This window comes from Natrialba sp. INN-245 (genome assembly GCF_009807105.1).
Lineage (GTDB): Archaea > Halobacteriota > Halobacteria > Halobacteriales > Natrialbaceae > Natrarchaeobius > Natrarchaeobius swarupiae.
In genome coordinates this window covers 1-25,981 of the sequence record NZ_WUBV01000046.1, presented here as the reverse complement: position 1 = coordinate 25,981, position 25,981 = coordinate 1, and the positions used below count along the sequence as shown (strand labels likewise).

Annotated in this window: 26 protein-coding genes and 3 pseudogenes; 15 read left to right on the top strand and 14 right to left on the bottom strand. The window is 62.8% G+C overall.

Annotation, left to right across the window (positions count from 1 at the left end):
- Window positions 1–110 precede the first annotated feature (110 nt).
- Both GRS80_RS20455 and GRS80_RS14205 read right to left on the bottom strand, forming a co-directional pair.
- Entirely contained in the window at window positions 111–1,586 is a 1,476-nt protein-coding gene (locus GRS80_RS20455; protein ID WP_200840397.1) for a hypothetical protein, read from the bottom strand.
- A 353-nt stretch (window positions 1,587–1,939) separates the two neighbouring features.
- Window positions 1,940–2,158, bottom strand: coding sequence for a HalOD1 output domain-containing protein (locus tag GRS80_RS14205; protein WP_160048136.1), 219 nt, complete (start codon window positions 2,156–2,158; stop codon window positions 1,940–1,942).
- A 752-nt stretch (window positions 2,159–2,910) separates the two neighbouring features.
- On the opposite strand from GRS80_RS14205, the gene GRS80_RS14200 reads away from it, so the two are divergent.
- Window positions 2,911–3,849, top strand: a complete 939-nt coding sequence (locus tag GRS80_RS14200; RefSeq protein WP_160048135.1) for an aminotransferase class IV — start codon at window positions 2,911–2,913, stop codon at window positions 3,847–3,849.
- Between the two features lie 86 nt (window positions 3,850–3,935).
- Here GRS80_RS14200 and GRS80_RS14195 read toward each other — a convergent pair whose 3' ends face one another.
- Complete coding sequence (locus GRS80_RS14195) at window positions 3,936–4,571, bottom strand: LysE family translocator (RefSeq protein WP_160048134.1); 636 nt, start codon at window positions 4,569–4,571, stop codon at window positions 3,936–3,938.
- Between the two features lie 594 nt (window positions 4,572–5,165).
- Between GRS80_RS14195 and GRS80_RS14190 the strand changes: the two genes are divergently transcribed.
- Window positions 5,166–6,548: an MATE family efflux transporter gene (locus GRS80_RS14190; RefSeq protein WP_343161589.1), complete on the top strand. Its 1,383-nt coding sequence runs from the start codon at window positions 5,166–5,168 to the stop codon at window positions 6,546–6,548.
- A gap of 74 nt (window positions 6,549–6,622) precedes the next feature.
- Here the strand turns inward: GRS80_RS14190 and GRS80_RS14185 are convergent, their stop codons facing one another.
- From GRS80_RS14185 to GRS80_RS14175, 3 genes are all read right to left on the bottom strand, one after another.
- Entirely contained in the window at window positions 6,623–7,756 is a 1,134-nt protein-coding gene (locus tag GRS80_RS14185; RefSeq protein WP_160048133.1) for a saccharopine dehydrogenase NADP-binding domain-containing protein, read from the bottom strand.
- A 46-nt stretch (window positions 7,757–7,802) separates the two neighbouring features.
- Complete coding sequence (locus tag GRS80_RS14180) at window positions 7,803–8,165, bottom strand: hypothetical protein (RefSeq protein ID WP_160048132.1); 363 nt, start codon at window positions 8,163–8,165, stop codon at window positions 7,803–7,805.
- A gap of 185 nt (window positions 8,166–8,350) precedes the next feature.
- The gene (locus GRS80_RS14175; RefSeq protein WP_160048131.1) at window positions 8,351–8,644 is read right to left on the bottom strand and encodes a transcriptional regulator; all 294 of its coding nucleotides are present in this window, start codon (window positions 8,642–8,644) and stop codon (window positions 8,351–8,353) included.
- 88 nt (window positions 8,645–8,732) lie between these two features.
- Here GRS80_RS14175 and GRS80_RS14170 point away from each other — a divergent pair, with 88 nt between their 5' ends.
- The gene (locus GRS80_RS14170; RefSeq protein ID WP_160048130.1) at window positions 8,733–9,704 is read left to right on the top strand and encodes an NDP-sugar synthase; all 972 of its coding nucleotides are present in this window, start codon (window positions 8,733–8,735) and stop codon (window positions 9,702–9,704) included.
- Window positions 9,705–9,805: 101 nt separating this feature from the next.
- Here the strand turns inward: GRS80_RS14170 and GRS80_RS14165 are convergent, their stop codons facing one another.
- Complete coding sequence (locus GRS80_RS14165; protein WP_160048129.1) at window positions 9,806–10,441, bottom strand: CARDB domain-containing protein; 636 nt, start codon at window positions 10,439–10,441, stop codon at window positions 9,806–9,808.
- 196 nt (window positions 10,442–10,637) lie between these two features.
- Between GRS80_RS14165 and GRS80_RS14160 the strand changes: the two genes are divergently transcribed.
- The 4 genes and pseudogenes from GRS80_RS14160 (at window position 10,638) to GRS80_RS14145 (ending at window position 14,590) form a co-directional block, all read left to right on the top strand.
- Window positions 10,638–11,219 (top strand): NfeD family protein, encoded by a 582-nt coding sequence (locus GRS80_RS14160; RefSeq protein WP_160048128.1) that lies wholly within the window; start codon window positions 10,638–10,640, stop codon window positions 11,217–11,219.
- A gap of 200 nt (window positions 11,220–11,419) precedes the next feature.
- Window positions 11,420–12,595 (top strand): SPFH domain-containing protein, encoded by a 1,176-nt coding sequence (locus GRS80_RS14155; RefSeq protein ID WP_160048127.1) that lies wholly within the window; start codon window positions 11,420–11,422, stop codon window positions 12,593–12,595.
- A 154-nt stretch (window positions 12,596–12,749) separates the two neighbouring features.
- A pseudogene (locus tag GRS80_RS14150) lies at window positions 12,750–13,839 on the top strand (SPFH domain-containing protein); the annotation flags it as partial.
- A 127-nt stretch (window positions 13,840–13,966) separates the two neighbouring features.
- Window positions 13,967–14,590 (top strand): winged helix-turn-helix transcriptional regulator, encoded by a 624-nt coding sequence (locus tag GRS80_RS14145; protein ID WP_160048126.1) that lies wholly within the window; start codon window positions 13,967–13,969, stop codon window positions 14,588–14,590.
- A gap of 187 nt (window positions 14,591–14,777) precedes the next feature.
- On the opposite strand, the gene GRS80_RS14140 is transcribed toward GRS80_RS14145, so the two are convergent.
- Together GRS80_RS14140 and yjjX are read right to left on the bottom strand one after the other, a co-directional pair.
- Window positions 14,778–14,999: a hypothetical protein gene (locus GRS80_RS14140; protein WP_149082917.1), complete on the bottom strand. Its 222-nt coding sequence runs from the start codon at window positions 14,997–14,999 to the stop codon at window positions 14,778–14,780.
- A gap of 225 nt (window positions 15,000–15,224) precedes the next feature.
- Complete coding sequence (gene yjjX, locus GRS80_RS14135) at window positions 15,225–15,746, bottom strand: inosine/xanthosine triphosphatase (RefSeq protein WP_160048237.1); 522 nt, start codon at window positions 15,744–15,746, stop codon at window positions 15,225–15,227.
- Between the two features lie 219 nt (window positions 15,747–15,965).
- Here yjjX and GRS80_RS14130 point away from each other — a divergent pair, with 219 nt between their 5' ends.
- From GRS80_RS14130 to GRS80_RS14105, 6 genes and pseudogenes are all read left to right on the top strand, one after another.
- Window positions 15,966–16,946 carry a transcription initiation factor IIB gene (locus tag GRS80_RS14130; RefSeq protein ID WP_160048125.1) on the top strand — a complete coding sequence of 327 codons (981 nt, stop codon included), beginning with the start codon at window positions 15,966–15,968 and terminating at the stop codon, window positions 16,944–16,946.
- A 61-nt stretch (window positions 16,947–17,007) separates the two neighbouring features.
- Complete coding sequence (locus GRS80_RS14125; protein ID WP_160048124.1) at window positions 17,008–17,688, top strand: type I 3-dehydroquinate dehydratase; 681 nt, start codon at window positions 17,008–17,010, stop codon at window positions 17,686–17,688.
- 199 nt (window positions 17,689–17,887) lie between these two features.
- Complete coding sequence (locus GRS80_RS14120) at window positions 17,888–18,505, top strand: hypothetical protein (RefSeq protein ID WP_160048123.1); 618 nt, start codon at window positions 17,888–17,890, stop codon at window positions 18,503–18,505.
- Window positions 18,506–18,573: 68 nt separating this feature from the next.
- Window positions 18,574–19,044 carry a zinc ribbon domain-containing protein gene (locus GRS80_RS14115; protein ID WP_149082890.1) on the top strand — a complete coding sequence of 157 codons (471 nt, stop codon included), beginning with the start codon at window positions 18,574–18,576 and terminating at the stop codon, window positions 19,042–19,044.
- Between the two features lie 235 nt (window positions 19,045–19,279).
- Window positions 19,280–19,429: a DUF2080 family transposase-associated protein gene (locus tag GRS80_RS14110; RefSeq protein WP_160048122.1), complete on the top strand. Its 150-nt coding sequence runs from the start codon at window positions 19,280–19,282 to the stop codon at window positions 19,427–19,429.
- Window positions 19,430–19,432: 3 nt separating this feature from the next.
- Window positions 19,433–20,772: pseudogene (locus GRS80_RS14105) on the top strand (transposase).
- A 13-nt stretch (window positions 20,773–20,785) separates the two neighbouring features.
- Here GRS80_RS14105 and GRS80_RS14100 read toward each other — a convergent pair.
- Complete coding sequence (locus tag GRS80_RS14100) at window positions 20,786–21,967, bottom strand: 3-dehydroquinate synthase II (protein ID WP_160048120.1); 1,182 nt, start codon at window positions 21,965–21,967, stop codon at window positions 20,786–20,788.
- 138 nt (window positions 21,968–22,105) lie between these two features.
- On the opposite strand from GRS80_RS14100, the gene GRS80_RS14095 reads away from it, so the two are divergent.
- Window positions 22,106–22,693, top strand: a complete 588-nt coding sequence (locus tag GRS80_RS14095; RefSeq protein WP_160048119.1) for a hypothetical protein — start codon at window positions 22,106–22,108, stop codon at window positions 22,691–22,693.
- Between the two features lie 119 nt (window positions 22,694–22,812).
- Here the strand turns inward: GRS80_RS14095 and GRS80_RS14090 are convergent, their stop codons facing one another.
- Entirely contained in the window at window positions 22,813–23,604 is a 792-nt protein-coding gene (locus GRS80_RS14090; protein WP_160048118.1) for a DUF6293 family protein, read from the bottom strand.
- Window positions 23,605–23,746: 142 nt separating this feature from the next.
- Here GRS80_RS14090 and GRS80_RS14085 point away from each other — a divergent pair, with 142 nt between their 5' ends.
- Entirely contained in the window at window positions 23,747–24,418 is a 672-nt protein-coding gene (locus tag GRS80_RS14085; RefSeq protein ID WP_160048117.1) for an HAD family hydrolase, read from the top strand.
- On the opposite strand, the gene GRS80_RS14080 is transcribed toward GRS80_RS14085, so the two are convergent.
- The 3 genes and pseudogenes from GRS80_RS14080 to GRS80_RS14070 all read right to left on the bottom strand — a co-directional run.
- Window positions 24,419–24,763, bottom strand: a complete 345-nt coding sequence (locus GRS80_RS14080) for a hypothetical protein (protein WP_160048116.1) — start codon at window positions 24,761–24,763, stop codon at window positions 24,419–24,421.
- A 59-nt stretch (window positions 24,764–24,822) separates the two neighbouring features.
- Window positions 24,823–25,749, bottom strand: coding sequence for a type II CAAX endopeptidase family protein (locus GRS80_RS14075; RefSeq protein ID WP_160048115.1), 927 nt, complete (start codon window positions 25,747–25,749; stop codon window positions 24,823–24,825).
- A pseudogene (locus GRS80_RS14070) lies at window positions 25,750–25,981 on the bottom strand (ATP-dependent protease LonB); the annotation flags it as partial.

Below are 25,981 nucleotides of genomic sequence, written 5' to 3'. Positions count from 1 at the left end.
ACGTGCTACTGAGATGTGGGCCCACCTATCTTTTTACGAGGACAGAACCCCGTCGTGACCGACAGGATTCTCTCGCTGCTCACAGATAGAACAAGACGAGCAGACGGAGGCTAATTGACGCTCTTCGAGAGTTCGGCTCCGGCCTTGAACTTCACCGTGTTGGACGTATTCCCGTCGTCCACGAGGTGCAGACAATGTCCATCGAACGGGTAACACGAACAGTACACGTCACCGTCCGAGGACACGATTTGTGCAACTCTCTCGGCAAGCTCGCCGTCGGGGATGATTCCTGAACGAACCGCTCGATCAAGGTGCCCTGAGAACATCTGTGACCCAGCCGGTGACACGTCGTCTGGCAACGCGCGCCGAATCTCGTCCCCGCTGATGTCACCAGATCTAGATACGTCGATGTCCTGAATATTCACCTTCCCTGCACCGCTCCCGCGGCCCCTTCCAATCCCTGTCAGCACGGTCGTCGAGTCCTCGTAGAGGCAGGCCTCATCGATTACCCATCCACACGAGTAGACGTACTGGTCGTTGTTCTTGTGTCGCTGGACGTGCAATAACGCGGGGAACGGACACGGACACCCAGCCGGTTGCACGAGGACTTGACAGACCACAGTCGACGTGGATGACGCAGGACCACGTTCGCGCCCCCAATCGTCCAGCCCATCAACGTCGGTCGGCCGTCCATCAGCGGTCACGCCAATCATCGACTTCTCGTCAGTAGCCGTCGGGGGCCTGTTTGTCACATTTACCACGACAACGCCCGAGTCGGACGTGAGTGCGTCGAGCGTACCGTCCGTGTGGGTTGGTCCAGAAATCGCCGTCGTAGAAGTGTGACCCCAGCAGTATACCGACTGCTCAGTTGACAAGCCTTCGGTATGCTGTGTGCACGATTCGTTCTCATCGTCGTCATCGTCGTCATCGTCTTCCTGTTCGGCGACAGCCGTCTCGTATTCATTACTCCCCCACGAGTAGACAGTTCCTTCACCATCCGCTCGGCCGGTGACGAACTCGATCAGGCTATTCGGAGTAACCAACGACTCGATACTCGGTCCGCCTCGCGGTGCCCGTGCATCCGGAAGCGTGATGACACACCGTTCACTCAACACGGGCTCGCCTTCGAGATACTCGTACATCCCACGTATCTCGTCATCACTCGCACCTGTTAGCCGTTGTAATCGTTCGGTCGAATTACTGGTCTGGTCGTCTTCATCGGATTCGTCATCTTCGTCGTCTTCATCGGGAATGCGACCGACCGCAGGAGGACAGCACTTATTCGAGCGTACGGAGTTGTAATCGTTTGCAGGGGCGACTTTCGCGTTCGTCATCCACGCTTCGAGTTCGATATCCCCGGAGAGGAACTGTTCTTCGACACGAACAGTCGGGGAGAATCGGATGGTGTCTCCAGCTGTAACGGGGATTAACTGGTCGTCTTGAATCCCACCAAACATGGCAGCAGGTGATGCGCCGGTGTTCGTGGTCCTCGCAGCGACTTGATCAATACAGCCTGCGAGCCCGCCCACAGAGGCTAATCCAGCCGTGGCAAGAACGCTCCGGCGGGTTGTCGTAGTGTTTTTCATTATAATCATATATTAGAATACTCGAGAAGTATTAACTGTTGTCTTCAGACACCAGTGAGTTACCAACTAGTGGATTACCGAGATATGAATACTGAAACTGCTGAATACACGCTCTCTATTCAGCAGACGGCGTTCGACAGAGTTCGGATAGATCAATAACTGCTCCGGTAATTATTCCCCATAAATATCTGATGGTAAACATATCGGACCTCAAGGGCCGGGGATATCCGCCTCGACCGCTGATGAATTGTCACACAGGGGGTACGGGACCTATCCAATAACACACCCCCTGGACAGTTTACCGACTCGAGGGAGTAGCGAAGGATTCCCCGTCGATACCGATGGGCGGGTCGTCAGCGTTCCTCGTCGATCACCTCCACCTCGACCGGGTCGGTATCGATCACGACGCGATAGCCGGCGTACGCGAAGCGGACGGTGACGTCCGCGGACGACTCGAGGACCGCCGCCAGCGCGCCGGGGTCGACGACCTCGTACAGCGGCGGCAACGCCGCGAGGTCGCGGTCCTCACGGGCTGCGATTCGATCGAGTGCCGTGACGATAGCTGGATGCATCGTGATCGTCGGAAAGCCGGATAATTCTCGCGGCGAACGTCGACTCACAGTCGGGGCAGCTGACCGGCCCGTCGGCCGTCGTCGCGCGGAGGTCGGTTCCGCAATCGCAGTGAATGGTTATTCTCGAGGCCATAGCTATTCGTTGGGCCCCGACGTGGCGGAACGCAACCCAGCGAGAGAACCAGGTATCGCTGTGACTGGTTCGACAGGACGTCGGCAGGTCTTTATTTCGCCAACGTCAATGGTGGATTGCTCCCGCTACGCGGGGGCGAGTGTTTGAGCCGGAGTGTTAGTTGGATGCTTGGGCTCCGGCTCAGCGCACTTTCGTGCGCATTCATTCGTTACTCAATCAACCCTAAAGAACGTTAGGATGCTGACTGGTTTGCTCTGTAGGTGTGACCTTAGAGACGAGCGGAAGACCGTATTTTTCTATTGTAAATTGAGGAGTTGTACATTCTCTACGTACTTCCATCGACGGACCGATACGGTCTGCTATGACTGATTGCCGGTCGATTGCAAAACGGTCGGCGATCGACCGCTACAGACACCCAGCAGTCCGTATGAGTGCTAATCCAGTACCCTCGAGTGGGCAACACGCGTACTACGACGGCGACCGGATGACGGACGTAGAGAGTGAACACGATACGTGGGCGTCGGGATCGAATATAGTAGTCGCTGAAAGTTCCACTAGCAGGAGCAGTGGTTTGATAGTGGTCTGTCACCGACGAGCGGATAGAAACGCCTCGCACCCCATGACCGACGACCTCCACTACCACGTAAACGGCGATCTCGAGCCCGCGAGCGAGGCGACCGTCAGTGTCGACGACCGGGGCTTTCGCTACGGCGACGCCGCCTTCGAGACGATGCGGGCCTACGGCGGATCGATCTTCCGCTGGGACGCCCACGTCGAGCGCCTCGAGCGAACCTGTGACGCACTCTCGCTCGAGCACGGCCTCTCCGAAAACGACCTCCGGGCGCGGATCGACGAGACGCTCGCGGCGAACGACCTCGCGGACGCCTACGTCCGGCTGTCGATCACCCGCGGCGTCCAGCCGGGGAAGCTGACGCCACGGCCCGAAGTCGACCCGACGGTCGTGATCTACGTCAAACCGCTCCCCCGCGGCGGACTCGAGGGCGAACCGGTCTGGGACGAACCGGCGGTCGTTCGGTCGGTCGACACCCGCCGCATCCCCAAGGAGGCGATTCCGGCCGGCGCGAAGACCCACAACTACCTCAACGGAATCCTCGCGCGGATCGAACTCGCTCGTGCGGCCGACGACGACGCGAAGACGGACGACGACACCGCCGACGGCGCGAGGGAGAGCAACGACGGACCCATCCCCGACGAGGCGATCCTGTGCGACCTCGAGGGGAACGTCGCCGAAGGAGCGACGAGCAACCTGTTTTTCGTCCGGGATGGGACGCTCCTGACGCCGTCGACCGACTGCGACGTGCTCGCCGGGATCACTCGCGAGACCGTCCTCGAGCTGGCCGCCGAGGCCGACGTCCAGACTCGAGAGGCCCGCTACGACCTCGCGGACGTTCTCGAGGCCGACGAGGTGTTTCTCACGAATCGGACCTGGGAACTGCGGCCGGTCGCGACCCTAGATGGGATCGAGATCGGCGGCGGCCCGATCACGGATCGACTCTCGAGGCTGTACGACGAGCGCGTCGAGACGTCCTGTTACTGAGGTCTCGTTCACGTGAAATCATAAACCGGTGGGAACGTCTCGTTCCAATAACTGACGGTTACACGTCGACCGGACACACGGCACGGTCAGAACAGGAACAGTCGAAGCCCGAGAGCGATCAGCACGAGTCCCGACACCCACCGAATCCCCCCGGCGACGTTGGGGCGGGAGACGAGCAGCCGCCGAAGCCGGCCCGCGACGAGCGCCACCGACCCGAGGTAGAGCATGGTGAGCGCCGCATACAGCCCACCCAGGATCGACAGCTGAAGTTCGATCCAGCGGCCGCCGACGAACTGGGGGAGAAACGCGAGGAAGAACAGCGCCACCTGCGGGTTGAGGACGTTGACGGTCACCGCCTCGGTAAACGGGTGAGACGACCTCGAGGCGGTCGCGGTCGCCTCGGTGTCCGCTCGGTCGGCGGAGCCGACCGCGAGTCCGTCGTCGCGAATGGTGCGAACGCCGAGGTAGACGAGGTAAGCCGCACCGAGGTACGTGACAGCGAGGAAGGCGGTACTCGAGGCTCGAAAGAGCGCAGCGAGGCCGACGACCGCCCCGAGCGTGTGGAGTACGACTCCCGCGCTGATGCCGGCGGCCGAGGCCAACCCGACGCCGCTTCCCTCCCCGAAACTCCGCGTGAGGACGTAGATCGTATCGGGGCCGGGTGAGAGGATCATCGCCCCCGCGGCGAGCAAGTAGAACGCGAGCAGCGTCGGATCGATCATCCCGATTCGACACCCACCCCTCTCGTCACGACGTCGGCTGAACCGTCTGCCGACGACAGCCGTACGGTCCGCGTCGCCAGAAACGCGATTCGCGTAGACTGGCGTGCAGTTCGCGTCGACAGCCGCGTGTTTCGCATGGATCGGACGTGGAGTGAACTCTCCCTTGAGTGACCAAGGGTCTGTCGTCTCTCCGACCGATCGCGTTCAGAGACGCCACGGTCGGGTCCGACGCCGTTTCCAACGCTCTCACAGCGTTCGACGTCCACGGCTCGCTCACGGCTCCGCCGTTCGCTGTGGCGCGGTTCTCGGCCGTCGGCCTCCGAGCCGCGCTCTCGCTGCGTGCTTCGGCCGCGTTCGCGACCGCCAGTGCGTCGGTTACCGGTGTTCGACGAACGTCACTCGTCCGCTCGGTCCACCAGGGAGTCGGGGTCACCCGGTAAAATCACGTCCAAAACCGGTTCGTCATCGAACGCGCCACCCGGTCACCGAGATCTCCTCGTTCGCCGTGGCTCCCGGGTTGGTCGCACTCGAGTGGTCGCCGGTTCGGGTTCCGCGTTCAGTAGGTTCAAGCGCTGTCGTCGCGGATGTCGGACCGTGCTTTCGGGCGGACGGCAACGGCTCTTCGGCGTCTGGCGACGCGTCTTCGGCCTCTCCTGGCCGGTGATGGCCGAGCAATTTCTCCGGACGCTGATGCGGACGACCGACGTGGCCGTAACCGGGCTGTTCTCGCCGGCGGCGGTTGCGGCGGTCGGACTGGCCGATCTGTACGCCCGGCTTCCGCTTCGAATCGGCCTCGGCCTCGGCAGCGGCGTCATCGCACTCTCGAGTCAGGACACCGGAAGCGGTGCGGTCGCCAATCGCAACGAAGCGATCACACAGGCGGTGATACTCGGCGCGCTTGCCGGGATTCCGTTCGTCGTCTTCGGCGTCCTGTTCGGGCAGTGGGGGATCCGCATCCTCGGTGCGGAGTCGGAAGTCGTCCGCCTGGGCGGGATCTATCTCGCGATTATCCTCGCGACGAGTCCCGCACGACACGTCGCGGTCGTCACCGCTCGATCGATTCAGGGTGCCGGCGACACGCGGACGCCGATGTACGTCAACGCCGTCTCGAACGCGTTCAACATCGCCGGAACGGTGGTTCTCGGCCTCGGTCTCGGGCCGATCCCGGAACTCCACATCGTCGGCGTCGGACTCGCGACGGCGTTCGGCAACGTCTTCTCGGCGCTCGTACTCGTCGTCGCCATCTGGAGCCACCGGACGCCACTCTCGTTCGTCCGTCCTCGCGAATGGACGATCACCACGCAACTGCTCTCGATCAGCGCCCCTCGGATTCTCGAGGGGCTGTTGACGTTCGTCATGGAGTTTCCGTTCAACGCGATCCTCCTGCTGTTCGGGACCGAGGTCAACGCCGCCTACCAGATCGGCCGGCGCGTCTACCAGCAGATCACCGCACCGCTGTCGCGAGGGTATCGAACCGGAGCGAGCATCGTCGTCGGACAGACCCTCGGCGACGGCGATCCCGAGGGGGCCCGGTTCAACGGCTGGGCGACTGCACTGTTGGGCCTCGTAACCGTCGGCGCACTCGGCGCGGCCGTCTTCGTCGGTGCCGAGTGGTTCGTCGGATTCTTCTCGGACGATCCGGAGACGGTTCGGTACGCGACCGGCTTCGCTCGAGCGTACGCTCTCGCCGCTCCGTTTACGGTGTTGTACGTCGTCCTCGCGGGGGCGCTCACGAGCGGGAGTGACACGCGGACGCCACTCGTCGGTCGCGTCACCGGCATGTTCGTCGGCATGCTCGGGGTGTCCTACGTCGTCGGCGTCCAGTGGGGGTACGGCGTTCCGGCAATCTACGCCTCGATCGTCGTCTACTACCTCTGGGCGATGGCGTACGTCGGAGTTGGGTTCTATCGCGGCGCGTGGATCGAACGGACCCAGGCGATGATGGACGAACGAGGGAGTACGCCAGGCGAGAAGTGACCGACGACGGAACTACGACGGGACAACTGACGATCGGCGAACCGACGACGTCGTCCTCGGTATCCCGCCGATCGTTAGTCCTCGGACTCGAGCGGCGTCCGGTTCGACTCCGCCTGGCTGGACACCTCGAGCAGTTCCCGGTCGGTCCCCTCGAGGTCGAGGACGAACTCGGAACCGAACGCGCTGGCGGGGGTCTGGAACCCGGCCGGAGTCGCGTCTCGATTGGCTCGATCCGTCCCCCCCAGGAGACACTCGGCGGCCGACACCGCGGCGTCGGCGGTGAGCGCGTAGACGTTCGGCGTGTCGAGTCGTGCCTGCACCCGACGCGTGGACCCATCGTCGGCCGACTCGTCGACGACTTCCCCCCAGACGGTGACGGTCTCCTCGCGGAGCTGCCGCTCGCCAGGACCCGTCACGAAGGCGTCGATCACCCACCGTAACGCGGCTCGAACGGGCCCGATCTCGAGCAGCCCACGGAACGGGTCGGCCGCCCGCATCGCGGTCGAGGCTACCGAGGGCATCGCGGCGTAGACCTCGACCGACTCGATACCGGTGTGCCAGGGGGCGGTGACGACGTCACCGAGCGGGATCGTCGCCGCGTGTTCCGGCCCGTCGCCGAAGTCGATTTCGCGGGTTCGATACGCTGGTGGCACCTGAAGAAGGCGACCGTTGCGTCGGACGACACCGCGGTTTCCGGCCAGTTCGAGCACCGTCATCGCGGTCCCCCGAGAGGGCGACGCGTCGGCGCGGACGCCAAGCGTGAGCCGGTCGGCCGACGGGAGCTGGTCGTGGAGAAACGCCGCGAGACAATCCGTCGGGACGACGTCGAACCCGACCCCCGGCAACAGCGTTATCCCCGCTTCTCGGGCGTCACGGTCGCGCTGGCGGAGCCGTTCGAGCACCGGGAACTCGCCCGTCACGTCGAGGTAGTCCGTTTCGGCCTCGAGACAGGCAGAAACGAGCGGATCGGCTGTATCGACGAAGGGTCCGGCGCAGTTCAACACCGCGTCGAACGCCTCGAGGTGGGAGACGAGATCGCTCGACTCGAGATCGATGGCTCGCCCCTCGAGGCCGAGTTCGTTCGCCTGCCGCGTGACCGTCGTTCCGTCCCGGCCGGCGACGACCGGGGACAGCCCCCGTGAGACGGCTTCGCGGGTGACCAACGTTCCCGTATAGCCGTAGGACCCGTAGATCAGCAGGGAGACCATAGCCGGCATTGGACGGTCGCGAAGATAAAGCTCCGTCAGACACCGCTCACGAGATCGCCGCCGGTGAGACGAGGTCGCGCTCCTGGTCGTACTCGAGCAAGCCCGCGTCGACGAGCCGTGGCAGGTGATCGTGGTACAACGAGATGTAGACGGTGGCGACGTGTTCCGCCGATAGCTCCGCAACCGGTGTCCCCGTTTCTCGAACGGCCACCTCCTCGGCGGCGTCCGGGAGCGTAAGCGCCTCGCCGTAGGTTCGCATCACTCGTATGAACGAACGGCGGCGGCTGTGTGCGAGAAGGTCCAGGGTATCGTCGACCGCTTCGGGAGAGTTCTCTCGTCCCTCGAGCCACTCGAGGACAGCGAGTACGAACTCGGTGCGATCGAACTCAGGGTGAGACGGTGTAGTCATTCGTATCCTCGAATCCCTCCGATCGGGTGCCGGACGACCGGAACGAACGCGAAAATCGTAGATCGTCAGCGCAACGCGAGCGACGACACCCGTTGGAGGGTCCGTACCGGTTCGTATCCCCCAGTGTAAATATTAGTGTCGAATCTGTCGGAGAGATGTACGCCAGTGTGAGTGTTCGGTTCGGATTATTGTTCGATCGTGAACGTCGGCTCGGCGATCGACTCGCTCTTACACGACGGACACCGTGACGGCAGGTTGAGAAGCTGGTCGAAGTCGTCGAACCCGCAATCGCGACACGTCGGCGGTGCGACGAGGAACTGTTCGTCGCCGCCATCGACCGAACGCGCGACGTGTTCGGCGTGGTCGACCACCGCGTGCGGAGTCAGATCGAGCGTTTCCGCGAGTTCGCTCGGCGTCGCCGCCTCGACACGAAGGGCGTCTGCGAGTCGTTGTCGCGTCGTTTCGTCGGCTTCACGCATACGTACGGAACGACGGAGGGCGGACGTATACGAGTTTCCGGTTGGTGAAAGGAGAAGTCACTTACATCTCCCTCGCGAACTCGGGGCCATGAAGGCCGTCGTGCTTGCGGGCGGATACGCGACCCGAATGTGGCCGATCACGAAACACCGGCCCAAGATGTTCCTCCCAATCGGCGACTCGACCGTCGTCGACCGAATCTTCGCGGAACTCGAGGCGGACGACCGAATCGATGCAGTGTACGTCAGCACGAACGAACGGTTCGCCGCCGACTTCGAGGCTCACCTCGCGGACAGCGAGTTCGAGAAACCACAGCTCTCGGTCGAAGAGACGACCGAAGAAGACGACAAATTCGGCGTCGTCGGCGCGCTCGCTCAGCTGATCGACCGCGAAGCAATCGACGACGACCTCCTCGTGATCGCCGGTGACAACCTCATCAGTTTCGCCGTCTCTGACTTTCTCGACTACTTCGAGCGGATGGACGCACCTACCCTCGCCGCCTACGACGTCGGTTCCCGGGAGAAAGCGAAGTCCTACGGGCTGGTCGAACTCGAGGACGACCGCGTCGTCGACTTCCAGGAGAAACCCGACGATCCGAAGAGTACCCTCGTCTCGATTGCCTGTTATGCGTTTCCACGGGATGCACTCTCCTTGTTCCCGACCTACCTCGAGGAGGGGAACAACCCGGACGAACCGGGCTGGTTCGTCCAGTGGCTCCAGAACCGCGAACCGACGTACGCCTACACGTTCGAGGGCGCGTGGTTCGACATCGGAACGCCCGAAAGCTACCTCGACGCCGTCGCCTGGCACCTCGAGGGCGAGTCACTCGTCGCCGCGTCGGCGGTCCTCGAGAACGCGACGATCGGCGATAACGTCCACGTGATGGACGACGTGACACTCGAAGACACCGATCTCGAGCACGCAGTCATCTTTCCCGACGCCACCGTACAGAACGGCGATATCAGACGATCGATCATCGACGAGGGAACGCGACTCGAGGACCTCGATCTCGCAGGCGCGCTCATCGGCGCGCACACGACGATCACGAACGGGCCGTCGTAACGATCGGATATCGGAACCCGATTCGTCCAACTTCGAGGTGTCCACGTGACGGTTCCGTCCGAGGTCGAGCGGAGGCCGCCGCTTGCGACCAGTGACAGCAGTTAGATTGCTTCGCTGGCTTGCCAGGCGTGAAAGACTCGACGAAGGTCGTCGGAGCTGAGTTGGCCGCCCTGCCAGTCCGTAAACGCCTCCGAGAGCCCGTTACTGTCGACCTCGCCGTCGTTGCCGATACTGTACCTCGAGAGCTCACTCCCCCACCCGTCTTCGTCTGTGTCGTAGCCACGGTCAGTGACCTTCACCGTTGCTTCGAACTCGCCGGGATCGTCAGCGACGGAGACGGAGAAAACGTACTCGCCTTCGGGAAGGCCGTCTAGAATATCTTCGAACGTGACGGTCTCACTCGCGTTTGCGTCGATCTCGAGTGACTTCGTTTCGCGAAACGCCATCACATCATCGTCGTCGACGACGGCCACGGTAACGTCGCCCTCGGCGGTCGTCTCGCCGTCGTTGCCGATGGTCGCAGTGACGTCGAACGGTGTGTCACTCGTTTCAGTTGTCCAGACGACGTGTTCGAGCGACAGCGATGGTCCGTCGGAGATATCGGGGACCGCAGCAGGGAAAACAGACGTTCCGTACGGTCCGTGCCCGTACCGTCGAACGCCGTTCGTCTCCGCCGATCCAGATGAGGCGGCCGTAGTCTGCGCACCGACTGCGAGTACAGCAGCGGTACCCAACATCGTTCGTCGTGTTAGACCCATATATGAAAACTAATTCAATATTATATTAATATTTTGTATTATGGAATAAGAATGGGACGTACGGCATGGCCGTGTGAGCGTGAGTTCGATAATCGCTCTCAGAGAGTGTCGGCTGAAATCGTGACAGGGCCGTTCTGCAATAAACATTTAACCTGGGGAGCCCCTAGCCATACTCATGCTCGAGGTCCTCCTCGAAAACATGCCGGTGGCGCTCCTGTCGGCGGGACTCATACTGATGGCGTTAGAGGCCTTATCGCCCGGTGCGCACCTGATCGTCGTCGGCGTCGCGCTCGTGGGGGCGGGGTTAGTCGGCGTCCTCTTCCCGGGCTCGCTCAGCCCGTTTATCCTCGCGGGGCTGACGCTGCTGATCGGTCTGGTCGCGACGTACGTCTACCGCGAGTTTGACTTTTACGGCGGGAAGGGAACGCCACAGACGAAAGATTCCGGCTCGCTGGCAGGAGCGACCGGATACGTCACCGAGACGATCACGACTCGAGATGGCGAGGTGAAACTCGACGACGGCGGGTTCGCACCGTACTACAGTGCTCGAACGACCAGCGGAACGATCGAGGAAGGAGAGGAGATTATCGTCCTCGATCCCGGCGGCGGGAACGTACTCACGGTCGAGTCTCTCAACGCGATCGGCGAAGACGAGATCGATCGTGCACTTGCAGAAGACGCCGCGTCCGGGCCGTCGTCTGACGGCGGCGGTTCGACCGAGGAGGCGGCCGAACGCGAGACCGAGAAAACGAGTTGATACGGTCTACCGTACCGGTTTACCGGATGGATGAGAACAGTCTGGATTGTACAGCGTACAGCAGACCGTATCAACCACCAAACCCCAAACATTCGTCCGAGTGAGTTCCCGCCGTCCCGGTCCATCCGTGGTCCGTTACTGTCCCAATATGTTTGTCAAATAAGGGAACTCTTTTCCCGTCACCGCCACAAGAGCGATATATGGTCCTAGAGCTGTTCCCAATGCAGGCGCTGGGCGGTGCACTGCTGTTCCTCGGTGCACTCGCTTTCGTCGTCGTTCTCGCCGCACTGTTCAGCGCGGTCGAGATCGTCGACGCGTACGAGAAACGCGCGCTCACCGTCTTCGGCGAGTACCGGAAACTGCTCGAGCCGGGTATCAACTTCGTCCCGCCGTTCGTCTCGAACACCTACCGGTTCGATATGCGCACACAGACGTTAGACGTCCCGCGCCAGGAAGCGATCACGCGGGACAACTCACCGGTGACGGCCGACGCCGTCGTCTACATCAAGGTGATGGACGCCAAGAAGGCGTTCCTCGAGGTCGACAACTACAAGAAGGCTGTCTCGAACCTCGCCCAGACCACCCTCCGTGCCGTGTTGGGTGACATGGAACTCGACGACACGCTGAACAAACGCCAGGAGATCAACGCGAAGATCCGCCACGAACTCGACGAACCGACCGACGAGTGGGGTATTCGGGTGGAAAGCGTCGAGGTCCGCGAGGTCAACCCCTCGAAGGACGTTCAGCGCGCGATGGAACAACAGACCTCCGCAGAGCGGAAACGCCGTGCCATGATTCTCGAGGCCCAGGGTGAACGCCGCAGTGCCGTCGAAAAGGCAGAGGGTGACAAACAGAGTGAGATCATCCGCGCACAGGGTGAAAAACAGAGCCAGATCCTCGAAGCACAGGGTGACTCGATTTCGACGGTTCTGCGCGCGAAATCCGCCGAGTCGATGGGTGAACGCGCCATCATCGATCAGGGAATGGAAACGCTCGAGCAGATCGGTCAGAGCGAATCCACGACCTTCGTGATGCCACAAGAACTGACCTCGATGGTCGGTCGCTACGGCAAACACCTCTCCGGCAGCGATATTAAAGACGACAGCGACGCACTCGAGAGTCTGGACTTCGACGACGAGACCCGCGAACTGATCGGCTTGGACGACATCGCCGAGATCATCGGCGAGATCGATCAGGAAGCCGAGATGGACGTCGAAGCGATGGAGCAGGAAGCCCAGGCGATCAAGGAAGGCCAGGATCCGTCGAACATCTCCGATCCCGACGAAGTGATCGAAGAGATGGACCAGGAGTTCCAACAGACCGACGGCGGCTCCGATGTCCCACTCGGTGACGTCGACGACTCACAGCGCGACTGATCGCCCGGCAGATCATCGATTCGGACGAACCGACCGATTTTTCGAACCCGTATTCGACCGATCGAGTCGCTCGACGGTCGGACAGGCCGCCGACTTTTCTCCAGGTAAATGTCAGATGGGAATACTTATTGTGTGAGCAGACGGCTGTTGGAGTATGGATCCCGTACCGCTTCAGTTTCTCGCGACGTCCGTCGGCCTGATCGTTGCGTTGCTGGTGTTGGCCGTCGTCATCGCCCTCCTTCGAAGCTCCGTCGTGATCGTCTACGCCTACGAGCAGAAAGCGTTGACCGTCCTCGGCGAGTACCGGAAACTGCTCGAGCCGGGATTGAACGTCGTCCCGCCGTTCGTTTCGCGAACGTACAGCTACGACATGCGAACGCAGACGCTCGACGTTCCCCGCCAGGAAGCGATCACCCGAGACAACTCGCCGGTGACGGCCGACGCCGTCATCTACATCAAGGTGATGGACGCAAAGCGGGCGTTTCTCGAGGTCGATAACTACAAGAGAGCCGTCGTGAACCTCTCCCAGACGACCCTGCGTGCCGTGATCGGCGACATGGAACTCGACGACACGCTGAACAAACGCGAACAGATCAACAGACGGATTCGCCGCGAACTCGAAGGGCCGACCGACGAGTGGGGGATCCGCGTCGAGTCGGTCGAGGTCCGCGAAGTTAACCCGACGCAGGAGGTCCAGCAGGCGATGGAGAAACAGACCTCCGCCGAACGCCGCCGCCGTGCCATGATTCTCGAGGCCCAGGGCGAACGCCGCAGTGCCGTCGAAAAGGCAGAGGGTGAGAAACAGAGTAAGATCATCCGCGCACAGGGTGAAAAACAGAGCCAGATTCTCGAGGCCCAGGGTAATGCCATCTCGACGGTCCTGCGAGCCAAATCCGCCGAATCGATGGGCGAACGCGCCATCATCGACAAGGGAATGGACACCCTGACCGAGATTGGGGGGAGCGAGTCGACGACGTTCGTTATGCCACAGGAACTCACCTCGATGGTCGGCCGCTACGGCAAACACCTCTCTGGTAGCGACGTCAAAGCAGACGGCGAGCAACTCGAGAGTCTCGAGTTCGACGACGAGACTCGTGAACTGATCGGTTTAGACGACATCGCCGAGATCATCGGCGAGATCGAGGAGGACGAGATGGACGTCGAGGCGATCGAACGGGAAGCCCAGGCGATCACGGAGTGAGCAGACCGCGTCGACCGCCGATCCCGACGAGATTATCGAGGACGGCGGCCGAGTTATCGGCCCGGAGCCATCCGGACGAACTCCTAAGATGCAGCGACTCTCAGGTTTCAGTGAACGAAGCGGAGCGAAACCGGTTTTACCCACGGTCTCCTTTCGGGCAGTAGGTAGATATGACGACGCCCGACGGGGTCGACGACGACAAGCGGGCGACCCTCCGCCGATTCGCAGCCATCGGCACCGGTGCCCCGCTCGCTGGTTTCGCCGAATCGGCGTCGGCCGAGACGGGTGAGAGCGACGCCAGGGATGCGATCGTCGGCTATCTGTCGACGACACCCGGCGCACACTTCTCGAAGGTTCGGGACGATCTCCAACTCGGAACCGGCGAGACCCAACACCACCTTCGCCGACTCGAGGACCGCGGCGCGATCGAAAGCTACGAGGACGGCGACTACAAGCGGTTCGTCCTCGCGGGGCGGTTCGACGAGTTCGAAAAACACGCCCTGGGATACCTGCGTCGAGAGACGCCACGCGGAATGGTGATCGAACTGTTACTCGATCCCGACGCGACTGCCGGTGATCTGGCAACGTCGCTCGAGGTGTCTCCACCGACAGTCAGTAAGTACGCCGGCGAACTCGAGGATGCCGGCTTGCTCTCTCGAGAGGACGGCTACGCGGTCGAACGGCCGGAGACGATCCTGTTGCTCGTCGTTCGTCACGCGGATTCGTTCGGAGAACGCTCGACTACCCTGGCACAGAACGCCGATCAACTCCTGGAGTACGACGGGGAAGCGTAAGGGCGAATCGGAGACGTATCGAGAGAAAACAGACGCGGGTATCGTCGAGAATCCGTCTGATGACCGAGACGGATCGCCGTTCCGGTCGAGGACACGGTAGACGGGTGGAGGAAAACCGCTGGACAGCATCTGACCCGCTCACACGGTGACGTGTGACGGGTGTGGGCCCGTGTTCGCCCGTGCGATATCAGGCGTTGACCTTCCAGGTCGTACTCGAGGAGTAGCCCCACTTCTCGATCTCGATGTCGTAGTCACCTTGCTGGAGCGCGGTGATGTTGGAGCCGACTTCTTTCGCCGTCATCCCGAGTTCCTTGCCGATGAGCCGCGATTTAAAGTACGTCTTCGTCGCGGCGTTCTCCCGGAGATACTGGAGAATCTGGCGTTGTTTGCTCGTGAGGTCGGGGGCCATTGCAGTGCTCATGTCTCCAGAGACGACTGGGACGCCCTTAGGGGGTTTGGTACGTGCAGTTAACAGGCCGCAGTCTGGCGATTTTTCGCCATAGTAATGGAACAATAATCGAAAGGAAACGATCTGTTGGTACGGCCGGCTAATGCGTCCAATCTGACGAGTGTCAAGGATAGATGACAGTTTTGGAGCGAAAGACGGGGTTAGGTGGGAGCCACAGACGAGCGGTCAGGACTCTCGATACTGGTCCGTTCGGAACGGACTGAACGCGCAGGAGACCGCGCTCGCAAGCGCGTCAGATCGGTCGACCAATCCGTCAGTGAGGGCACCGACGGCGCCCTCGCCCTCGGCGATACCGTCAGTACTGAGCACGTCGTCCATCACCGGCCCGAGTTCCTCGCCCGCTACGACTCGTTCGGCGACCCGGTCGGGGAGTCGAACCGACGGACCGCTCGCCCGCTCGAGTCGGTCGCCGTCGGTCACCACGGCCCACATGACGAGATGGAGTTCGGGCGCGTTCTCGAATCGAGCGACGCCGCCCTCGAGGCCGACGCCGTAGTCGACCTCGCAGACTTCGAAGGCCCGACGGGCGCGGTTCTCCGCGCCGGTGATCGTCTCGGCGATCGATCCGGGCTGTTCGTCGACACCGGAGTCGACCGAAACCGCCACCACGACCGGATCGAACCGCTCGAGCGCTCGGTCGGTCGCCTCGCGTTTGACTGGGTTCGTGCTTCCGACGGCGACGTGCATACTCGCCGTTGGGCCGAGCGTCATTTGGCGTCCTCGGTTCGAGGTGACTTTGACCGCTTGAATGTTTTGGTTTCCCATACCAAATCCCCCGAATTACCGGTTTTCGGACGGTGATCGACGATGATTTCGAAATCCTTATATCCGGAGTCTTTGAACCCAGTAGGTAACGAATCTGTCCGGGCTTTTGCGACACGTTGTCCGGGCAGCCGATGCCATCGTATGACCAACGCACCATCGAACACGAGAGTACGGCGTAGCGAACACGAAACGACCGACGAACAAACGGAGAGCGAGCAAAGCGACGTCGCCTGCCCGGAGTGTGCCGGAAACCTCATCGTCGACGACGAACACGGCGAGACCGTCTGTGAGGACTGTGGCCTCGTCGTCGAAGAGGATTCGGTCGACCGCGGCCCCGAGTGGCGCGCCTTCGACGCCGCCGAGAAGAACGAGAAGTCCCGCGTCGGTGCCCCCACGACGAACACGATGCACGACAAGGGCCTGTCGACGAACATCGACTGGCGCAACAAGGACGCCTACGGCAACTCCCTCGGGTCGCGCCAGCGCGAGAAGATGCAGCGCCTTCGCAAGTGGAACGAGCGCTTCCGGACGCGTGACTCCAAGGAGCGCAACCTGAAACAGGCACTCGGCGAGATCGATCGGATGGCCAGCGCACTCGGCCTCCCGACGAACGTCCGCGAGACCGCGTCGGTCATCTACCGGCGCGCACTCGACGAGGATCTGCTTCCTGGACGCTCTATCGAGGGCGTCTCGACCGCCTGTGTCTACGCTGCCGCCCGCCAGGCCGGCGTCCCCCGCAGTCTCGACGAGATCGCCGACGTCTCCCGCGTCGAGAAAAACGAGATCGCCCGTACGTACCGCTACGTCGTTCGTGAACTCGGACTCGAGGTCCAGCCGGCCGATCCCGAGAGCTACGTCCCCCGCTTTGCGTCGGGGCTCGACCTCTCCGACGAGGCCGAACACCGCGCACGCGGTCTCCTCCAGAACGCCAAGGAAAAGGGTGTTCACTCGGGTAAGTCGCCGGTCGGCCTCGCGGCCGCCGCCGTCTACGCCGCCGCCCTTCTCACGAACGAGAAGACCACCCAGGCCGCCGTCTCCGACGTCGCCGACATCTCCGAAGTGACGATTCGGAACCGCTATCACGAGCTCCTCGAGGCCGAGGAAACCCTCGGCGTCGCCTGATCCGGACAAAGCGTCGTAACCGACACCGTTTTTCGGATCGCAGAGGTCAGTTGCGATAGAGATGAGTATGGAGTTCGACTCGTTCGTCCTCACCGCCGCAGTCGCCGACCTGACAGAAGAGCCAGTCGCCCGCGATCACGCAGACGCCGTCGAGTTTCGGATGGACCTCGCGGACGAGCCGCTGTCGGCACTCGAGAGCTACGACGGCGAGTTGCCGATCCTCGCGACGAACCGACCGGAGTGGGAGGGGGGGGGATGGGACGGCGACGACGCAGCACGACTCGAGGCACTCGCCGAAGCGACCGCGGTCGACGCCGTCGACGCGATCGACGTCGAACTCGAGTCGTGTCGCTCCGGCGACGCCGACGGCGTCCTCGAGACGGCCCGCGAGCGCGACGTCGCGGTCGTCGCGTCCGCCCACGATTTCGAGGCGACGCCCGACGAGATCGAGATGATCGAGACGCTCACCGACGCCTGCGAGTACGCCGACGTCGGAAAAATCGCGGTAACGGCCGAGACGCGCGCGGACACGCTCGCGGTGTTGGCCGTGACGCACCTGCTCAGCTCCGACGGGAAGACGGTCGCGACCATGGCGATGGGCGAGGCAGGTAGTCACACGCGTGCGGTCGCGCCGGTGTACGGTTCGAAGATCGGGTACGCACCGGTCGATCCCGCCGAAGCGACCGCCCCCGGCCAGTACGACCTCGAGACGCTGTCGCGGCTGGTTTCGGAACTCGAGTGAAGGGATAGCGGGGGTCGGCCGGCGGTCGTCCCCGGTCGTCGTCCGCGGTAACCGACGCATACCAATGGGCGAGTCGGTGGATCGCCGTCGCATGTATCGGACGGTTTCTGCCGCCCTCTCGGTGGTCGGCCGATCAGCCCGGCGTGACGGTACCGAGTCGAAGCGGGGAGACGACACCGAATCGGCGCGAAGACACGACGTGACGGGTACAGCGCGAGCGAGCGCCGCTGCGAGCCAGGAACGGGGGAGCGACGGCACCGTCTCGAGCCGAAGCGAGGGCGAGATCGACGCCGAGACGCTGATCCGGTCGCTCTCGGTCGTCCTCGATACCCCAGGGGCGCCAACGCTCGAGCCGACGTTCCGACGCGCCTGGCGCGAGCGCGCCGTCGAGATTCGCGAGGGGGAAACGCGTCTCGTGGAGCTCGGACGAGCACTCGAGTTGGAGCCGGATCGGCTCGTTCTCGAGGTTGCCCCGGACGGCCTCCTCGCGCGCTACGACGGCTCGCGCGTCGGTTGCTGGCCGTCGGCGGCCGCGTTGCTCGCGGACCTGTCGGCGACGGCAATTCTACCGGATGTGGAGCCACGTTGGCTGTCGCTGTCGGGCGAGCAGCGGCGAGTCGCGTTGCGAACGCTTCGGTTGTTCGTCCGTCGCTGTCCGAACTGCGACGGAACGCTCGAAGGCGTACGCGGGCCGTCCTCGACCGACGATCGCCTCGAGGAACGTCGGCGCGTCCAGTGCGATCGGTGTGGTTCGGTCCTGTTTCACGAATCGACGTCCTCTACGGAGAACGTGTCGGGAATGGAGGACACACCGTAAGGGGGGCGGAGTCACGCACCGCTCCCAGAATCGGAATGTTAACCAGTCGGCTTCCCTAGTGTATGCACATGACGTGGCTCCGCGCGCTGGCAGCGGCTGGCCTCTCGGTGCTGATGCCGGGTGCAGGCCATGCCCTCATCAGGGACTGGCTCAGAACCCTGGTGTTCGCCGGCCTGTATCTTTCCGCTATCGTGATCTTTCTCCCGTCGATCGAGCAGATAACCGCCATCGAGTCCGTCGGTGAAGGGATGGAACTGGTCGGCGACGAGATCGATACGATGGGACAGTTCGTCCTCTCGTTTATCGTCCTGTTCGCGGCGATCGACGCAACGTTTCGCGCGATGGGGTTCCCCCCCGGGTCGAGCAACGAGTCGGTCGACGGGCCGTCCTGTCCCGAGTGCGGGAAGGAACTCGACGAGGACCTGACGTTCTGTCACTGGTGTACGACGCGACTCGAGCCGGTCGAACCGGAGGAGGAAGATTCGAACGCCGCGGGCGAAACCGGATCCGAGGCGGAGCCGGTAGAAGCGAAGCGCTGACCGACGAACGCGCAGCGGTTACCGAATCGAGGCGCTAATGCCCCTTCCTCAGCGAGCACCGAAGGCGTCAGCAGGGAGGGGATACAGCGTCCCCAGAAATCGGAGATTTCTGGTGTGCGAACAAAACGCAAAGCGTCTCGTCAACGCCGCTCGTGTTTCTTGCACTGTTCTACAGCAGGCCCACAGGCCCACGCTATCGGTAAATTTATGTTTCTACCTAGTTTAAATATTGGTGATGGATCGGTACGAAGTCGAAGGGCACGAAGTCCACGAAGCCGAAGTTAAACCAACCGGCAACGGCGCTCACGTACTCGTTCCGAAGCGGTGGCGCGGTGCCACTGTCAAAGTCGTCCGAGTCACCGATCCGACCGACGAAGACGAGTAGATCATGCACTACAACTACAGATATCGGCTCAATCCGACCGACGAACTCCACGACCGGTTAGCGTGGACTGTCGATACCTGCCGGCAGGTCTACAACCACTTCCTGCACCGTCTCAATCGAGAGGACGGCACGTCGGCCTACTCCGAACAGTCGGTCCTTCCCGACCTGAAACGCGAGTGGACCGAGTTGAAGCAAGTCCACTCGAAAGTGCTACAGAAGGTCGTACAACGGCTGTACGACAATCTCTCAACACTGAAGGGGCGGAAGGACAACGGCTACCGCGTCGGCGAACTCAAGTGGAAGGCCCCGAAGGAATATCGGTCGATCAAGTACAGTCAAACCGGCTTCGAACTCAAAAACACGAGTGGCCGAACTGTACTTTCTCTTTCCAAAATCGGTGATATTTCGATGGTCTGCCACCGCGATGTTCCCGACGACGCCACGATCAAAGAGGTCGTCGTCAAACAGGAACCGACCGGCGAGTGGTTCGCTGTTCTCGGGATCGAAACCGAGGACGACGCACCGTCGAAGCCCAAGACACTCGAGGACTGTGTCGGGATCGACGTGGGCATCCTGAAGTACGCTCACGACACCGACGGCACCGCCGTCGAACGCCCCGACCTCTCGGACGAACGCGACCGGTTGGAACGCGAGCAACGAAAGCTCTCGCGGAAAGACCACGGCTCGGCGAACTACCGCAAGCAACAGCGCGTCGTCGCCAAACGCCACGCCGACCTGCAACGGAAGCACCGGGACTTCCTGCACAAGCTCTCGAACCACTACGCTCGAGAGTATGATCTCGTCGCGGTCGAAGACCTCGACGCCAAGGGGTTGATGGAGCTCCCATCGAACAGCCGCAATCGTGCCGATGCGGCGTGGGGCACGTTCCTGCGGATGCTCGAGTACAAGTGCGAACGCGAAGGCACACACTTCGTGGCTGTCGATCCGGCGGGAACAACCAAAGAGTGTGCGGCTTGCGGTGTCTCGACGGACAAGCCGCTGTGGGTCCGCGAACACGCCTGTCCGTCATGCGGGTTCACCGCTGATCGGGACTGGAACGCGGCCTACAACATCTTGGTGCGCGGACTGAAGCAAGTAGGGACGGGCTGTCCCGAATCAACGTCCTCAGAATCGCACAGCGATTCTGATGGGCTGCGAAAATCGCTCAGCGATTTTCGAACGCCTGCGGAGACTGCGCTCCCTACGGGAACCGATTCGGTTCCTGCAAAGCGCGTTCGCCAGACTACGTCTGGCGGGCTGTCAGACTCGGAGAGTCTGACAACGTCGTGGAAACAGGAAGCCCCACTCTCAAGGAGCGAACCGCGTCAGCGGTGAGCGAGTAGGGTGGGGAGGTAGTCACTTCTCGATGATGCTCTCCTCGACGGGTTCCCCGAAGTGGCGAGCCGTATCCTCGTAGTACAACAGGAGCTCGTCGCCGGCCGCCAGATCGGTGATGGCTTTGCGTCCGTCGCCGGAGGCAACCTTGATCGTCTCGGCGTTTTGCAACAGTGTCTCGATGCGGTCGCCGTCGTCGGTCTCGAGGGCGACCCGGAACATCGGTCGCTTCTCGATTTTGACCCGGCCGACGATCGCTTCGCGGGTGTTGCCGTTCGTGTCGACGACCTGGACCTCGTCGCCGCTTTTGAGTTCCGAGAGGTACTTCGTGCCGCCGTCGGGGGTTCGGACGTAGGCGTGGACGGCCCCGGCGTTGACCCGGAACGGACGCGAGGCGACGTACGGCGACTCGGCGGTTTCGGCGTGGACGAACACCAGCCCGCGGCTCATCGACCCGATCAACATCCCCTCGTCGTGTTCGAGTAAGCTGCCGGTATCGATACAGACGCGGTCGGCGCTGCCGATCTCTTCGACTTCGATCACTTCGGCGTAGTCGAGTTCGAGGGTTTCCCGTTCGGCCGCGTCGCGGACCTCGACGGTCTCGCGGATCTCGTCCGGGTCGTCCGAATCCAACAGGACGCCGTCGGAGCCGAGTTCGAGCGTCTCGAAGGCCGTCTTCGCCTCCTCTGGGGACGTCACGCCCGCGATCAGGTCCGTCTCCTCGCCGATCCGGGCGATCAGGTTCTCGAGGGGGATGATCGTCCAGTCGTCACCGACGACGATGGTGTGGTCGGCTTCCTGGGCTGCGGTTTCGGCGAACGCCTCGTACTCCGTGCCGAGAATGCGAACGTACGCCCCGCGCTCGAGTTCGTCGTCGCGTCGGAGCGTCGAGAGGTCGGCAGAGCCCGAGAAGTCCTCGGGGAGGTCGATCGTCGCGTCGCCCTCCCCCTCCTTGCCGACGACGACGGCGTCCGGCATCGCGCCGACCGGGGCGTCGTCCTCGGCGTCGTCGACGAGCGTCACGTCGCCGCCGGTACGGAACGCAGCGACGTTGATCGAGCCGAGTTCGCGAACTCGCTCGACGTCCTCCTCGTCGACCAGTACCCAGTCTGCACCCGCCTCGAGCGCGGCGGTGATCCGCGCGCGGCGGTCGTCCCAGTCGCCGACGGCGTCGTCGGCTTTAATCCAAACGGATCGGCTCATATCTCGACGGTCGAAGGGCAGTGGCTTGAACGTGGCGGATCGGACAGGACGTCGTATTGTTTGGGTAGTAGAAATAGTATCGATAGTTGAATTACTTTCTCGGTAGTAGATAATATCCCTCCGAACCGATTCGGTCGTATGGGTCAGCGCCACGTCGAACCCGGTGACGCACCGACGATCGAGCAGGTTACTCGCCGCCTCGAGGCCGAGGACGTCGCCGACGTCGCTCGGGCCACATTCGACTGTGTGGGAGAGCTGGCGGCGCTCGAGTGCGGCTCGACTGCGGCCGCCCTCGCAGCGTGTCGGCTCGCGAGTCGACGAACTCGACGCGAACCGCTGACGTGTGAGCGGATGGCGGACACCTTCGACGTCGATCCCGAGCACGTCGCCGACGCAGAGGCGACGATCGCGAGCTACCTGACCCCACCCGCTGACGCCGACGACGTTCGTGCCCTCCGCCGAACGCTGATCGTCGCACACGAACTCCTGGACGCGGTCGAACGCGACCGCCTCCACGCCCTCGAGTTGCCGGGATCGTACCTCGCCGACGCCGCCCCCTGGTTGCTCGGTCGCACACAGCGGTCGATCGAATCACGAGACGACGACCGACGCGGGCTCGACGAAGACGAACTCCGGGCTCACGTCGAGCGACTCGAGGCCGATCTGGAACTCGCTCGACTCGGCACGCTGCTGTACGCGGACGTCGACGACGTCCGCGGAGAGTAGGCCCCTCCAGTTCTGCGATTCCGCGGGAGCGTGGCAGCTATCGAGTCGGACGTGACGGTCACTCGTACGCCCGTGACGGTCTCCTACAGCTCCTGACGGTCTCCTACAGCCCCTGACGGTCACTCGAGCGCCGCGAGCTTGTGTCTGAACGCCCGGTAGGCGTTCTTTCCGCGCTCGGTGAGTTCGACGACGCGACGGCGACCGACGGGCTCGATCGTCACGTAGCCGTCCTCGAGCAGCGGCTCGAGAACGTGTGTATCGAGGACGCGGAAAGCGCCTTTGTCCTCGCCGCCGCGTTCCGCTGGCGGTCGCCGATCGGCCATAAACGAGAGCCCCCGATCCCTGGCGTACTCGATCAGGTCCTTCTTCTTCGGCGGCGCAGTTCGGTCCTCGTGAAAGCCGTCCCAGGCGGTTGGATCGGCGAGAAACGCCATGATCGCTACCTGGTCGGTCGTCGGCGAGTCAATCGGGTACGTCGGAATCGGCGTCGTCTCGGTAATTCCCGTCGAAGCTGGTTCGACCGAGCCGTCGTGAGCGTACGACTCCGGCTCGACGTAGTAGGCCTGTGCGTCCGTCGAGACGTCCATACACGCGATCGTCGCGCCGATCGCCGGAATCGTCCCGCCGCCGGAGACGTTGACGTAGACGTTGTCCTCGGCGTGATTCGACGCGATCGTCGTCACCTCGCCGAGGACGGCGTAGACGTCCGAGAGGTCACACGACCGCGTCCTGACCTCCGGGACGATCGACTCGAGTTCGGTCAGGAGCTGTTCGTGATAGCCCGGTGGATCGTCCGCGGTTTCGTCCTCGAGGAGGTAGACGAGGTCCGCCCGCTGGTCGCGGACGGGTTCGACGATACGGTCGAACTCGTACCCGAGGGGGGCGACGTGTACCCGTTTGACGACGTCCATACCCCGACAACCGACGCGATCGAAATAACACCTACCGAAACGACTCCGTGGCACACTTGGAATCTACGGCGAGGTTCACCGCGGCGGCTTTCGGACGAAACCGTCGAAACGTTCAGAACCGTCGGGTTCTAACCCTTAGTCGATGGCCGCCTACGACGCGATCTACTTCGACCTCGACAACACGCTCTGTGAGCCCACACAGGACGCGTCGACGCTCCTCGAGCGGACGTTCCAGCGGGCGGGGCTGGAACAGTTCTGTACGCCGGCCGACCTGCGGGCGGCCGTGCCGGCGTTGCCGACGGTCGAGACGGACCGGGAGTTCTACGAGCACCTGTTCGCCGAGGTCGCCGAACGGGCGAACGTCGACCCGTCGGTCTCCTCGCGACTGACCGACTGGTACCTCGAGGTTCGGGATCCGACGGCAGTCGACTTTCGACCCCGTGCCGCGGCCGCACTCGAGTCCGCTCGCGATCGCGGCCACGTCGGGCTCATCACGAACGGTGGACGGTCCACCCAGACGAAGAAACTCCGCGCGCTGGGAATCGAGAACGCCTTCGACGTCCGGGTCTTTACCGAGCCGAGCGAAGGGATCTACCCGAAACCCAACGCTGCACCGTTCGAGTACGCGCTGGCGACACTCGACGTCGAACCCAACGCTGCGATCCACGTCGGGGATTCGTTACACGCCGACGTCGCGGGTGCGAACGCGATGGGGCTCGACTCGGCCTGGGTCGACACTGGTAACGGACGAGGCGGGGACCAGCAACCGACGTACGAACTCTCCTCGCTCGAGACGTTCGATCGGATCGTCTGATCACTCGAGCCAGACCGCGAGGATGTAGAGTCCGATGCCGACGAAGACGGCGATGGACGACGCCCGATCGAGGATCGGAAACGGCGCGAGCAGGAAGGCAAACTGGAGTGTCCCACCGACGACGAGACAGATCGACGCACCGAGGATCGCCGGCTCCACGTTGTCCGCCTGGGTGTACAGGAGCGTCCCGACGGCGACGGCCACGACGCCGAAGACGAACTGCGACGCGAGAATTGCCAGTCCCACGCCCGCGATCGTCCCGTAGCCAAACAGCACGAAGTAGAGAACGATACCGAAGAAAATCGCTCGATACACCCCATCAGACGCCTCGTAGAGACCGCTCATACGTGTGCGTCGTCGCCCGCCCTCTTGAATGAGGCGACCGGTCGGTTTCGCGTCCGACCTCACCGCTCTAGGGAACTCGCCCACTCGAGGTCGAACCGCTCGTGGACGACGAACTCGAGGGCGTTGATGAGGTAGTGGGCGACGACGACGACGAGGAAGCTGCCGGTGACGATAAACACCGCTGCGAGGACGAATCCGAGGAGGCCGGTGACGACGATGCCGACCGATCCCTGGATACCGTGTCCGACGGCGAACGCGATCGAGGAGACGACGGCGAGCAGCCACGGCGAGACGTCGAAGCCCGCCGAGACGACGCCGATCAACGCCGCCCGAAAGAGCAGTTCCTCGAAGACGGCGATGATCGGCAAGACGAGGACGAGCAGGACGATCCACCCCTGAACGGACCCGGGAGCCAGCAGTTCCCGCAACTGCTCGTCGTGATCGAATCCGAATCGGGTCGCGACGGACGCGCCGAGTTCGTTCGAGACGTACAGGAGGATTCCCGCGACAGTTCCCCAGAGGATCCCCTGCTCGACGTACGACCTCGAGAACTCGATGCCGAGCGCGTCGGCCGGGATACCCGTATAGACCACCGCACCGAGCAACACGAGGGCGAACAGCCCCTGGGAGATGGCCACGTTCGCGAGGAGTGCGCCGGTCGAGAGCGACGCCGGGTCGACGCCCTCTCCGGATGGGGGTCGCCCTCGAGCGTCCGTTCGATCGTCGCGACCGTACTCGTCGTCTCGCGACGGCTCCGATTCGTGCGGTTCACCGTGTTTAGGGACGGACCGGTGCGGTCCAGATTCAGCGGCCGACGAATTCGAATCGATCGACTCGAGATCGGTCGAACGCGGGTGATCGTCACGGCCGTCACCCGCAGATTCGGAATCGCCGTCGGCAAACGCCGACTGAGAGAGGTGTGATAGAACGAGCAACGAGACGAGGACGACGCCCGTAACCGCGACGAACGTCACCCACTGGGGCATCTATTGGGGGCTCGGGTTCGATCCGCTGGCGGAGCCGACCGCACTCTGGCTCTGGTCGAACGCCGTTTCGGTGATCGACTTGAGGCGATCGACCAGCGAGTCCTTCTTGGGTTCGCCCATGAGTGCGACGTCTAGCACTTCGCTGATGTTCGCACAGGGGATGATCTCGACCATCTCCTCGTACTCCTCTTCGATCATCACGTCCTGTTCGTTGGCTTCGGGGATGATGACC